The following is a 12,759-nucleotide window of genomic DNA, read 5'->3' as shown; positions in this document are numbered from 1 at the left end:
TTTTTTGTTTTTTTTTTTTTTCAAGGCGAAGACGTGAATCAACTTTTCCGCCTTTTTCTTTGGCTCGGAGATGTGTATAAGGAACAGCCGAACCCGCGTTCAAGCCTGCGCTCCGTGCCCTCCCCGGCCGCATGTCCGGCGATTTTCCGGCGAGCAGGTCGTGGTGTGCTCATATTTCCGCCAGGTCTCAACTCGGAAAAGACCCATGGCCAACCTTGCATTCGATCTTGTCCGGTGGCGGGAAGTGGACTATACCTGTCGGCGATTCACCCGATCCGCACGACCCTGCTTGACCTGACCGCGGTGCCGGGAAGGATCCGGTTCACCGCCTGAGTCCTGGAGAAGGCGAGGACTTGAGCATGGGATCCACTTCTGCGTCCGATTCGGCCGAGAACCGCGGTTCGCACGGCGTCGGCCGCCGCGATCTGATCAGGAGATCGGCCGCGCTCGGACTGATCTCCGTCCCCACGGTCGGTTTCCTCTCCGCCTGCGCCAGCAGCGGGGGCGGCGGCGACAAGGGCAAGGCCAAAACCGGTAAGAAGACCGAGAAGAACCCGCTCGGCGTGAATGACACCGCCCAGATGGAATTCGTCCTGTTCGACGGCGGTTTCGGCAAGGAGTACGCCGAGGACGCCGTAAAGATCTACGAGCAGAGGTTCCCCGGCGCCAAGGTGAAGTTCGCGGCCACCCAGAAGATCCAGTCCACCCTCCAGCCGCGGTTCAACCAGGGCACCCCGCCCGACCTCATCGACAACTCCGGCGCCGAGCAGATGGACATGGGCGTCCTGGTCGGCAAGAGCCAGCTGGCCGACCTCACCCCGTTGCTGGACGCCCCGTCCTACGACGACCCGGCCAAGAAGGTCCGCGACACATTGCGCCCCGGCATCGTGGAGATGGGCCAGTTCGACGGCGACCCGGTCTGGATCATGTACTACGCGTACACCGTGTACGGCGTCTGGTACTCGCAGAAGGCCCTGGACTCCCTCGACGCCACGTATCCCGAGACCTGGGACGAGATGCTCGCGGTCTGCGCGAAGGCCAAGAAGAAGGGCATGGCGGGCTGGACGTACGCGGGCAAGTACCCGTACTACATCCCGTTCTCGCTCTACCCGATGATCGGCAAGGTCGGCGGCCGTGAAGTCCTCGACGCCATCGACAACCTGGAGCCGAACGCCTGGAAGCACCCGGCGGTCAAGGCCTGTTTCGACGCGTACTACGAGCTGTACGCGAAGGGCTACATCCTGCGCGGCACCCCCGGTCTGGACCACATCCAGTCGCAGACCGCGTGGGCCAAGGGCAAGGCACTGTTCATCCCCAACGGCTCCTGGGTGGAGAACGAGTCGGCGAACGTCATCCCCGCCGACTTCGGCCTCGCCGTCTCCGCACCGACCGGACTCGACGGTTCCGACAAGCTGCCGTTCGGCACCATCTGGGCCTCCGGCGGTGAACCGTTCGTCGTCCCGGCCAAGGCGGAGAACCCGGCCGGCGGCATGGAGCAACTGCGCATCATGCTCAGCGAGGCGTCCTCGAGGAACTTCACCTCGAAGGTCAAGTCGCTGACCGCCTACAACGGCGGCACCGACGGCATCACGCTCACCCCCGGCCTCAAGTCGGGTGTCGCCGCGCTGGACAAGGCCGGCCAGAACGTGGTGAACCCCCGGCTCCAGGACTGGTACGTGCAGTTGCAGAAGGAGAAGATCGGCGTCTCCGGACTCGGCGAGATGATGGCCGGCCGGCTCACCCCGGCGGAGGCGATCAAAAAGATCCAGGGATACGCCGACGAGGCCGCCAAGGACACTTCGATCAAGCACTACAAGCACCAGTAACCGGCATTATCACGACACCGGAGTGGCGATGCAGCACGGCAAGTACCGGTTCATCGTGGGGTTCCTGGCGCTGCCCCTGGGACTGTACGCGCTCTTCGTGGTGTGGCCGTTCATCCAGTCCATCTACTACTCGTTCACGGACTGGACCGGTCTGAGCCCCGAATTCGAGATGGTCGGCCTGGACAATTACCGGAGGATGCTGGACGACGAGATCTTCTGGAAGTCCTTGCAGCACAGCTTGATGTTCGCGGTCGTGCTGCCGCTGGTGACGATCGGTCTGGCACTGTTCTTCGCCTTCATGATCAATGTCGGCGGACGGAAGAGAAGGGGCGGCCCGGTCATCTCCGGCGTCCGGGGCTCGTCCTTCTACAAGATCGTGTATTTCTTTCCGCAGGTGCTGTCGATCGCCATCGTGGCGCTGTTGTTCGCCTTCGCCTACAACCCCGACAGCGGCGCCATCAACTCGTTCCTGCGGGGGATCGGCCTGGACGGCGTGCAGCCGCTGTGGCTGGGCGATCCGGATCTCGCGCTGTGGTGCGTCATGGCGGTGCTCGTCTGGTCCACGGTCGGCTTCTTCGTGGTGCTGTTCTCCGCGGGCATGGCGTCGATCCCGGCGGACCTCTACGAGGCGGCACTGCTCGACGGCGCCGGCCGCGCCACCACGTTCTTCCGCATCACCCTGCCGCTGCTGTGGGACACCGTGCAGTCCGGCTGGGTCTACATGGGCATCCTCGCGCTCGGCGCCGAGTCGTTCGCCGTGGTCCAGATCATGACGACCGGCCCCGGCGGCCCCGACTACTCGACCACCGTCATGGTCCTCTACGTGTATCAGAAGGCGTTCCGTGACGGTCAGGCCGCCTACGCCACCACCATCGGAGTCGCCCTGCTCGTCGTGACGCTGGCCTTCGCCGCGCTGGTGATGCGGCTGGGCCGGCGTGAGCGGCTGGAGTACTGATCATGAGCATCGAGAAGACCACAGAGCCCCCGGCCCCCGCTGCGGTCACCAAGACGGACGCTCCGCGGGGCGGCGGAGAGCCCCGGCCGAAGAAGGAGGGGCAGGTCCTCAACGCCTTCTCGCACGGCATCCTCGTCCTGTGGGCGGTGATGGTCGTCCTGCCGCTGCTGTGGGCGGTGATGACCTCCTTCAAGGACGACGGCGCCATCTTCGGCTCGCCCTGGTCGCTGCCGGACAAGCTGCACTTCGACAACTGGTCACGGGCCTGGACCGAGGCCAACATGAGCGACTACTTCCTCAACACCGTGCTGGTCGTAGGGGGTTCGCTCATCGGCACGCTCGTCCTGGGCTCGATGGCGGCGTACGTGCTGGCCCGGTTCGACTTCCCCGGGAACCGTTTCATCTACTACCTGTTCGTCGGCGGCATGAGCTTCCCGATCATGCTCGCGCTGGTCCCGCTGTTCTACGTGGTGAACAACATGGGCCTGCTGAACACGATCCACGGCCTGATCATGGTCTACATCGCGTACTCGCTGCCGTTCACCGTCTTCTTCCTGACGGCGTTCTTCCGCACGCTGCCCTCGTCGGTGGCGGAGGCGGCGTTCGTCGACGGCGCCTCGCACAGCCGTACGTTCTTCCAGATCATGGTGCCGATGGCCAAGCCCGGCCTGATCAGCGTGGGGATCTTCAACTTCCTGGGACAGTGGAACCAGTACATGCTCCCCACCGTTCTCAACACCGACCCCGACAAGCGCGTCCTCACCCAGGGACTGGTCCAGCTGGCCGTCAGCCAGGGCTACAAGGGTGACTGGTCGGGACTTTTTGCGGGCCTGGTGATGGCGATGCTGCCGGTGCTCGCGGCGTACATCGTCTTCCAGCGGCAGGTGGTACAGGGACTGACCGCGGGGGCGCTGAAGTAGCTCCCCGCCTCGACCTTTGATCACTTGGACGCCGGCGTAGCGCTCCGCAGCCACCCGTACGCGTGCCGTTCCCGACTCCGGGAACGGCACCGTCCGGTGTGTGCACAAACGCGATTAGTGTTCAACCTCTTGACGGGAGGCAACCCGAACAGCTCAGCTTAGAGTTCACTAGTTGGACATAGACGGGGCCTCATCGAAGCGGTCCCGCGCGCAGGAGGTCGTCGTGGAGACTCCAGGGTCGCAGTCGTCGCTGCACCGAGCCAACCTGGAGCGAGTCGTACGTGCCGTGCGTCTGGCCGGGTCCCTGACGCAGGCGGAGATCGCCCGGTCGACCGGCTTGTCCGCGGCGACCGTATCCAACATCGTGCGAGAGCTGAAGGACGGCGGGACCGTCGAGGTCACCCCCACGTCGGCGGGCGGCCGCAGGGCCCGCAGCGTCAGCCTGAGCGGGGACGCCGGCATCGTCATCGGGGTGGATTTCGGCCATACGCACCTACGGGTCGCCGTAGGCAACCTCGCCCATCAGGTGCTGGCCGAGGAGTCCGAGCCGCTGGATGTGGACGCCTCCTCGACGCAGGGCTTCGACCGGGCGGAACAGCTGGTCAGCCGCCTGATCGAGGCCACCGGGGTGGACCGTTCGAAGATCGCCGGAGTGGGCCTCGGTGTCCCCGGTCCGATCGACGTCGTGTCCGGCACGCTCGGTTCGTCGGCGATCCTGCCCGGCTGGATCGGCACCAAGCCCGCCGAGGAGTTGCGCGAGCGGCTCGGCGTGACGGTCCATGTGGACAACGACGCCAATCTCGGCGCCCTCGGCGAGATGGTCTGGGGCAGCGGCAGAGGCGTTCGTGATCTTGCTTACATCAAGGTCGCGAGCGGTGTCGGCGCCGGCCTGGTGATCGAGGGAAAGATCTACCGGGGTCCCGGTGGCACCGCTGGAGAAATCGGACATATTACACTCGATGAGTCCGGCCCCGTCTGCCGCTGCGGAAACCGGGGCTGCCTGGAGACCTTCGCGGCCGCGCGCTATGTGCTCCCGCTCCTCCAGTCCAGCCACGGCACGGACCTGACGATGGAGGGAGTCGTGCGGCTGGCCAGGGACGGAGACCCGGGCTGCCGTCGCGTGATCGCCGACGTCGGCCGACACATCGGCAGTGGAGTCGCCAATCTCTGCAACCTGCTGAACCCGAGCCGGGTGGTCCTGGGCGGTGATCTCGCCGAGGCCGGTGAGCTGGTGCTCGGGCCTATCAGGGAGTCCGTCGGCCGCTATGCGATCCCGAGTGCGGCGCGTCAACTCACCATTCTCCCAGGGGCACTTGGCGGCCGTGCCGAGGTGCTCGGAGCACTCGCCCTCGCGCTCAGCGAGATGGGTGATTCGACCCTTTTGGACGGCACCCTGTCGGCCGCCACGCCTGCCTTCACTTAGAGAACGCATGACGCCGTTGCCATCTCGTTAAGTATTTACTTCTTGACGTCGAACTTGCGGCCGAGTTGACTTCGAGCCACCTCGGCCGCAGCGTTGCGGCCCTGTCAGGGAGGCACAACCCAATGAACGCAACGATGCGTAGAGTCGTGATCGGCGCCACCGCCGTGTCCATGGCCCTGTCGATTGCCGCGTGCGGCAAGGCGGGCGACGACGACTCGGACAGCAGCAGCTCCGACAGCAAGTCCATCGGCCTGCTGCTCCCCGACAGCGTCACGGCGCGCTACGAGAAGTTCGACAAGCCGCTCTTCGAGGCCAAGGTCAAGGAGCTGTGCTCCGACTGCGACGTGCAGTACGCGAACGCCGCCGCCGACCCGGCCAAGCAGGCCCAGCAGATGAGCAGCATGGTCACCAAGGGCGTCAAGGTGATCGTCGTCTCCGCCCAGGACTCCGCCGCCATCAAGTCCTCCATCCAGTCCGCGGTGGACAAGGGCGTCAAGGTCGTCGCCTACGACCGCCTCGCGCAGGGTCCCGTCTCCGCGTACGTCTCCTTCGACAACGTCAAGGTCGGCGAGCTCCAGGGCCAGGCCCTCCTCGACGCCCTCGGCGCGAAGGCCACCCCCTCGGCGAACGTCGTCATGATCAACGGTGACGACGCCGACCCGAACGCCGGCCAGTTCAAGGAGGGTGCGCACAAGGCCCTCGACGGCAAGGTCAAGATCGCCTACGAGCAGTCCGGCCTGTGGAAGGACACCGTCGCCGCGCAGAAGATGTCCGCCGCGATCACCCAGCTGGGCGCGAAGAACATCGCGGGCGTCTACGCCGCCAACGACGGCATGGCCGGTGGCATCGCCAACACCCTCAAGGGTGCGAAGATCAGCGGCATCCCGCTGACCGGCCAGGACGCTGAACTGGCGGGCATCCAGCGCATCGTCGCCGGCACCCAGTCCTCCACCGTCTACAAGGCCTTCAAGCCGGAGGCCGACGCCGCCGCCCAGATCGCGGTCAACCTGCTGGAGGGCAAGGACATCAAGTCCCTCGCCACCCAGACGCTGACCAGCGGCTCCGGCGACAAGGTCCCCTCCCAGCTGCTGACCCCGGTGTCGGTCACCAAGGCCAACATCAAGGACACGGTGATCGCGGACAAGGTGTACACGGTCGAGGAGATCTGCACCGCCGAGTACGCCGCCGCCTGCAAGGCCGCCGGCCTCCAGTAGCGGCCCCGCGCCCCGCGCGCACCCGCTCGGGTCCCGCCCCAGGGACCCGGGCCACCGGCCGCCCGGCGGCCACGTGAGACCCCTCCGACGCCCGCCCCACCTTCACACCCCGCTGCCGGGGCGGGCGTCGGACGGAACCGTTGCCAAGTGCGACGGACTCGCGCATGTTCATCTTGTAAACCTCGTGCGTCGACGCCCCGTACCCGCCGGCGTCACGCACACCCTTCCGCGCCTGTCTCACGGCGCGGCATCCCCGCCGGTCAGGCGGCGAAGGAGATGGTTCACGTGTCCGCTACGCCCGTGCTGGCGTTGCGCGGAGTCTCCAAGCGATTCGGTGCGGTGCAGGCACTCACCGACGTCGAGCTGGAGGTCCACGCCGGAGAAGTGGTCGCCCTGGTGGGCGACAACGGCGCAGGAAAGTCCACCCTGGTCAAGACGATCGCCGGTGTCCACCCCATCGATGACGGCGTCATCGAGTGGGAGGGCAAGCCGGTCAGCATCAACAGGCCCCACGACGCCCAGGGACTCGGCGTCGCGACGGTCTACCAGGACCTCGCCCTCTGCGACAACCTCGACGTGGTCGGCAACCTCTACCTCGGCCGCGAGCTGCTGCGCCGAGGCGTCATCGACGAGGTGACGATGGAGAAGAACGCCCGCGAGCTGCTGTCCACCCTCTCCATCCGCATCCCGAGCGTGCGCATCCCGATCGCGAGCCTCTCCGGCGGTCAGCGCCAGGTCGTCGCCATCGCCCGCGCGCTGATCGGTGACCCCAAGGTCGTCATCCTCGACGAGCCCACCGCCGCGCTCGGCGTCGAGCAGACCGCGCAGGTCCTCGACCTGGTCGAGCGGCTGCGCGAGCGTGACCTCGGCGTCATCCTCATCAGCCACAACATGGCCGACGTGAAGGCGGTCGCGGACACCGTCGCCGTCCTGCGCCTCGGCAAGAACAACGGCTCCTTCCCCGTGAAGGACACCAGCCACGAAGAGATCATCGCCGCGATCACGGGTGCCACGGAGAACGCCGTGACCCGTCGTGCGGGGCGTCGCACCGCGGAGGCGGCCAAGTGAGCGACACGTCCAAGACCGTGAAGAGCGACACCACCAAGACCGAGAAGACCGAGGGCGTGGTGGAGGACCAGAACACCGTCGCCCCCGCCGACGACCCCACGGCCGCCCCGGTCACCGTCGTCGACCCGCGCCTGCTGATCCGCGAAGAGGGCTTCAAGGGCTACATCACCGAGTTCAAGCGCAAGGTCAAGGGCGGCGAGCTGGGCTCGCTGCCGGTGGTCATCGGCCTGATCGTCATCTGGACGATCTTCCAGTTCAAGAACGACCGGTTCCTGAGCGCCGAGAACCTCTCGAACATCAGCTTCTTCCTCTCGGCCACCGGCATGCTCGCCATCGGCCTGGTGTTCGTCCTGCTGCTCGGCGAGATCGACCTGTCCGTCGGCTCCGTCAGCGGCCTGGCCTCCACCCTGTTCGCCGTGTTCGTGGTCGACCACACCATGAACCCATGGCTGTCGCTGCTGCTGACGATCATCACCGGCGTCGCCATCGGTGCCCTGCACGGCTGGTTCTTCGCCAAACTCGGCGTACCCGCCTTCGTGGTGACCCTGGCCGGCTTCCTCGGCTGGAACGGCCTGATGCTGTGGCTGCTGGGCTCCAGCGGCACCATCAACATCCCCTCCGACTCCGGCCCGGTCCACCTGCTCGGCCAGAACTCGTTCTTCATGGACCAGGCCATCATCGGCGCCTACGTCCTGGCCGGCCTCGGCGTCGCATCCATGCTCATCGGCTCCTTCGGTGAGCAGCGCCGCCGCCGTGTCGCGGGCGTGCCGTACCGGCCCACCAGCGAGATCCTGCTGCGCGTCGGCGCCCTCGCCGTCGCGTCCTTCACCGCGGCGGCCGTACTGAACAACGCGGCCGGCGTCTCCAACGCGCTCGTCATCTTCCTGGCCGCGCTCGTCATCGTCGACTTCGTGCTCCGCCGTACGACCTTCGGCCGTCAGGTCTTCGCGGTCGGCGGCGGCATCGAGGCCGCCCGCCGCGCCGGTATCAACGTGCCGATGATCCGCATCACCGTCTTCGCGATCGCCGGTGGCTTCGCCGCGGTCGGCGGCATGTTCTTCGCCGGCCAGACCGCCAGCGCCACACTGAACGCCGGTGGCGGCAACACGCTGATGCTGGCGATCGCCGCGGCGGTCATCGGCGGCACGAGCCTCTTCGGCGGCCGTGGCACCGTGTGGTCGGCCCTCCTGGGCATGCTGGTCATCCAGTCCATCCAGACCGGTCTCGACCTGCTGAACATGAACACCTCGATCCAGTACATGATCACCGGTGGCGTTCTGCTCGGCGCCGTCGTCATCGACTCGATCTCCCGCAAGAGCCAGAAGGCCGCCGGCCGCGGCTGACGGCTCACGGACGCGTCGTACGGCGCGCCCACCGCAGGACCCCACTGTGCCCGGCACTGTGACAGTGCCGGGCACAGCCATGTCGTACAGCCCTGTCGCACAGCCCTGTCGCACAGCCCCGTCGTACAGCCCTGTCGCACAGCCATATCGGTCGGACCGCCATGTCATGGAAAGCCCCCATCCTGGGTACGGCCGATCCGTGACGCACGACGCATGGGGCGGGCGCCGCCCGCCGGGGCGGAACATTAGACTCGACGAGCCCGGCAACAGCTCGATCAGCTCTACTGCAAGGAGGCACGGGTGCCGCTGCTGACCCACATCAGGGGACCGCGCGATCTGGACCGGCTCAGCCTGGAGGAGCTGGACCAGCTGGCAGGGGAGATCCGGACCTTCCTCGTCGACGCCGTGTCCAAGACCGGCGGCCACCTCGGCCCCAACCTCGGTGTGGTCGAGCTCACCATCGCCCTGCACCGGGTCTTCGAGTCCCCGAAGGACAAGGTGCTCTGGGACACCGGCCACCAGTCCTACGTGCACAAACTCCTCACCGGCCGACAGGACTTCTCCCGGCTGAAGATGAAGGACGGCCTGTCCGGCTACCCCTCGCAGGCCGAGTCCGAGCACGACGTCATCGAGAACAGCCACGCCTCCACGGTGCTCGGCTGGGCCGACGGCATCGCCAAGGGCAACGAGATCCTCAGACGCGACAGCCACGTCGTGGCCGTCATCGGTGACGGTGCCCTGACCGGCGGCATGGCCTGGGAGGCGCTGAACAACATCGCCGAGGCCAAGGACCGCCCCCTCGTCATCGTCGTCAACGACAACGAGCGTTCCTACGCCCCCACCATCGGCGGCCTCGCCAACCACCTGGCGACCCTGCGCACGACCGACGGCTACGAGCGCTTCCTCGCCCGGACCAAGGACATCCTCGACCGCACCCCGGTCGTCGGAAAGCCCCTCTTCGACACCCTGCACGGCGCCAAGAAGGGCCTCAAGGACTTCATCGCCCCGCAGGGCATGTTCGAGGACCTCGGCCTGAAGTACGTCGGCCCGATCGACGGCCACGACCTCGAAGCCCTGGAATCGGCGCTGGCCCGCGCCAAGCGCTTCGGCGGCCCCGTCATCGTGCACTGCCTCACCGAGAAGGGCCGCGGCTACCAGCCCGCCCTCCAGGACGAGGCCGACCGCTTCCACGCCGTCGGCAAGATCCACCCCGACACCGGGCTGCCCATCGCCAGCAGCGGCGCCGACTGGACCTCCGTCTTCGGCGAGGAGATGGTGAAACTCGGCACCGAGCGCGAGGACGTCGTCGCCATCACCGCGGCCATGCTCCAGCCCGTCGGCCTCGACAAGTTCGCCAAGGCCTTCCCCGACCGCGTCTACGACGTCGGCATCGCCGAACAGCACGGCGCCGTCTCCGCGGCGGGCCTCGCCCACGCCGGCGTGCACCCCGTCTTCGCCGTGTACGCCACCTTCCTCAACCGCGCCTTCGACCAGGTCCTCATGGACGTCGCCCTGCACAAGTGCGGCGTCACCTTCGTGCTCGACCGGGCCGGCGTCACCGGCACCGACGGCGCCTCCCACAACGGCATGTGGGACATGTCCATCCTCCAGGTCGTACCCGGCCTCAGACTCGCCGCCCCCCGCGACGCCGACCAGGTGCGCGCCCAGCTGCGAGAGGCCGTACAGGTCGACGACGCGCCCACCGTGGTGCGCTTCTCCAAGGGCGCCGTCGGCCCCGCCGTACCGGCCGTGGGACGCGTCGGCGGCATGGACGTCCTGCGCGAGCCGGGCACCGACCGGCCCGACGTACTGCTCGTCTCCGTGGGCGCCCTCGCCCCGATGTGCCTGGAGATCGCCGGCCTCCTCGACCGGCAGGGCATCTCCACCACCGTCGTCGACCCCCGCTGGGTCAAGCCCGTCGACGAGGCCATGGCACCGCTCGCCGCACGCCACCGCGTCGTCGTCACCGTCGAGGACAACTCCCGCGTCGGCGGTGTGGGCTCCACCGTCGCCCAGGCCCTGCGCGACGCCGGCGTCGACCTACCGCTGCGCGACTTCGGCATCCCGCCCCGCTTCCTCGACCACGCCACCCGCGCCGAGGTCATGGCCGAGATCGGCCTGACCGCCCCCGACATCGCCCGCCAGGTCACAGGCCTCGTCTCCAGGCTCGACGGGCGATACGACAGCGCGACCGCCGAAGCCGAAGCCGAAGCCGAACCCGCACGCGACTGACGCGACCCGCGCGCACCCGAAGGGACCCGCGCCGACACGCCCGTACCGGGCCGGTTTCACCGCTGACAGAGTGGTGGAACCGGCCCATTTGCGTGAATGAGCCCGTGCCGGGGCATGCGCACTAAGCCCCCTCTCGATCATGTCGGGGACGACACAGCGTGGGAGGTAAACCCGTGAGCAACGCCCTCTTCCGGACGAAGAAGGTCGAGCAGTCCATCCTCGACACCGAGGAACCCGAGCACGCGCTCAAGAAATCCTTGTCCGCACTGGATCTGACCGTGTTCGGCGTCGGCGTCATCATCGGCACCGGCATCTTCGTCCTCACCGGCACGGTCGCCAGGAACAACGCAGGCCCCGCGGTCGCCCTGGCCTTCGTCGCGGCCGGCGTCGTCTGCGCCCTCGCCGCGCTCTGCTACGCCGAGTTCGCCTCCACCGTCCCGGTGGCCGGCTCCGCCTACACCTTCTCCTACGCCTCCCTCGGCGAACTGCCCGCCTGGACCATCGGCTGGGACCTCGTCCTGGAGTTCGCGCTGGGCACGGCGGTGGTCGCCGTCGGCTGGTCCGGGTACGTGGCCTCGCTGATGGACAACGCCGGCTGGCATCTCCCCGAGGCACTCAGCGGCCGGGACGGCGCCGACGGCTTCGGCTTCGACATCCTCGCCGCAGCCCTCGTCCTCGTCCTCACCGCCATCCTCGTGCTGGGCACCAAGCTGTCCGCCCGGGTCACCTCGGTCGTCGTCGCCATCAAGGTGACCGTCGTCCTCGTCGTGATCATCGCCGGCCTCTTCTTCATCAACGGCGACAACTACGACCCGTTCATCCCCAAGGCACAGGACGTGCCGGCGGGCGACAGCCTCCAGTCACCGCTCATCCAGCTGATCTTCGGCTGGGCACCGTCCAACTTCGGCGTCATGGGCATCTTCACCGCCGCGTCCGTGGTCTTCTTCGCGTTCATCGGCTTCGACGTCGTCGCCACGGCCGCCGAGGAGACCAGGAACCCGCAACGCGACATGCCCCGCGGCATCCTCGGCTCCCTGGTGATCTGCACCGCCCTCTACGTGGCGGTGTCGATCGTCGTGACCGGCATGCAGCACTACACCGAACTGTCCATCACCGCACCCCTGGCCGACGCCTTCAAAGCCACCGGACACCCGTGGTTCGCGGGCTTCATCAGCTTCGGCGCCGCCGTCGGCCTCACCACGGTCTGCATGATCCTGCTCCTCGGCCAGACCCGCGTGTTCTTCGCGATGAGCCGCGACGGACTGCTGCCGCGGTTCTTCTCCCACGTCCACCCGCGGTTCAAGACCCCGCACCGGCCGACCATCCTGCTCGGCGTCCTCATCGCGGTCCTCGCAGGCTTCACCCCCCTGAGCGAACTCGCCGAACTGGTGAACATCGGCACCCTCTTCGCCTTCGTGGTCGTCGCGATCGGCGTGATCGTCCTGCGCAAGAGCCGCCCCGACCTGCACCGGGCCTTCCGCACCCCGTGGGTACCGGTGCTGCCGATCCTGTCGGTGCTGGCCTCGCTGTGGCTGATGCTCAACCTGCCCGCCGAGACGTGGCTCCGCTTCGCGATCTGGATGGCGGTCGGTTTCGCCGTCTACTTCCTGTACGGCCGCTCCCACAGCCGTCTCGGCCGCGGCCAGGAGGCCTCCGCCGGCCAGGTGATCAAGCCCGACCCCGGCGAAGGCCGCTGAACGATCACCCCTCCACGGCCCCGCGCGTCCCGCTTGCGGCGGGGGCGCGGGGCCGTGCGGGTGCGCGGGGCTGTGCGGGGC

The 12,759-nt window shown here is 67.6% G+C and carries 10 protein-coding genes; all 10 read left to right on the top strand.

Translation table 11 applies throughout. The annotated features are described in order from the left end of the window. On the top strand, positions 1-333 hold a 333-nt coding region (locus P1P75_RS33590; protein ID WP_319262677.1), incomplete at its 5' end, for a hypothetical protein. Between the two features lie 26 nt (positions 334-359). After that, a complete protein-coding gene (gene ngcE, locus P1P75_RS33585; RefSeq protein ID WP_319262675.1) occupies positions 360-1,826 on the top strand; it encodes an N-acetylglucosamine/diacetylchitobiose ABC transporter substrate-binding protein in 1,467 nt (488 codons plus the stop codon). Positions 1,827-1,854: 28 nt separating this feature from the next. Next, a complete protein-coding gene (locus tag P1P75_RS33580) occupies positions 1,855-2,781 on the top strand; it encodes a sugar ABC transporter permease (RefSeq protein ID WP_319262673.1) in 927 nt (308 codons plus the stop codon). A 2-nt stretch (positions 2,782-2,783) separates the two neighbouring features. Continuing rightward, positions 2,784-3,701, top strand: coding sequence for a carbohydrate ABC transporter permease (locus P1P75_RS33575; protein WP_319262671.1), 918 nt, complete (start codon positions 2,784-2,786; stop codon positions 3,699-3,701). Between the two features lie 223 nt (positions 3,702-3,924). Next, positions 3,925-5,124, top strand: a complete 1,200-nt coding sequence (locus P1P75_RS33570; RefSeq protein ID WP_150473207.1) for an ROK family transcriptional regulator — start codon at positions 3,925-3,927, stop codon at positions 5,122-5,124. A gap of 134 nt (positions 5,125-5,258) precedes the next feature. Next, complete coding sequence (locus P1P75_RS33565) at positions 5,259-6,338, top strand: substrate-binding domain-containing protein (RefSeq protein WP_319262669.1); 1,080 nt, start codon at positions 5,259-5,261, stop codon at positions 6,336-6,338. 276 nt (positions 6,339-6,614) lie between these two features. Beyond that, positions 6,615-7,406, top strand: a complete 792-nt coding sequence (locus tag P1P75_RS33560) for an ATP-binding cassette domain-containing protein (RefSeq protein WP_266463719.1) — start codon at positions 6,615-6,617, stop codon at positions 7,404-7,406. After that, complete coding sequence (locus P1P75_RS33555; RefSeq protein ID WP_319262666.1) at positions 7,403-8,749, top strand: sugar ABC transporter permease; 1,347 nt, start codon at positions 7,403-7,405, stop codon at positions 8,747-8,749. Before P1P75_RS33560 ends, P1P75_RS33555 begins: the two co-directional genes overlap by 4 nt. Before the next feature lie 300 nt (positions 8,750-9,049). Beyond that, the gene (dxs, locus tag P1P75_RS33550) at positions 9,050-10,981 is read left to right on the top strand and encodes a 1-deoxy-D-xylulose-5-phosphate synthase (protein ID WP_319262664.1); all 1,932 of its coding nucleotides are present in this window, start codon (positions 9,050-9,052) and stop codon (positions 10,979-10,981) included. A 173-nt stretch (positions 10,982-11,154) separates the two neighbouring features. Further along, positions 11,155-12,678 (top strand): amino acid permease, encoded by a 1,524-nt coding sequence (locus P1P75_RS33545; RefSeq protein ID WP_319262662.1) that lies wholly within the window; start codon positions 11,155-11,157, stop codon positions 12,676-12,678. The last annotated feature ends 81 nt before the right edge of the window (positions 12,679-12,759 follow it).

The organism is Streptomyces sp. ID05-39B, assembly GCF_033794725.1.
GTDB classification, from domain to species: Bacteria; Actinomycetota; Actinomycetes; order Streptomycetales; family Streptomycetaceae; genus Streptomyces; species Streptomyces bobili.
The sequence above is the reverse complement of the archived record's forward strand: the minus strand, read 5'-3'. Positions and strand labels throughout refer to the sequence as shown.

Bases quoted from the DNA above. Each gene is read 5' to 3' on its own strand.
- ngcE (WP_319262675.1), top strand. From the start codon at position 360: ATGGGATCCACTTCTGCGTCCGATTCGGCCGAGAACCGCGGTTCGCAC.
- P1P75_RS33580 (WP_319262673.1), top strand. From the start codon at position 1,855: ATGCAGCACGGCAAGTACCGGTTCATCGTGGGGTTCCTGGCGCTGCCC.
- P1P75_RS33575 (WP_319262671.1), top strand. From the start codon at position 2,784: ATGAGCATCGAGAAGACCACAGAGCCCCCGGCCCCCGCTGCGGTCACC.
- P1P75_RS33565 (WP_319262669.1), top strand. From the start codon at position 5,259: ATGCGTAGAGTCGTGATCGGCGCCACCGCCGTGTCCATGGCCCTGTCG.
- P1P75_RS33560 (WP_266463719.1), top strand. From the start codon at position 6,615: ATGGTTCACGTGTCCGCTACGCCCGTGCTGGCGTTGCGCGGAGTCTCC.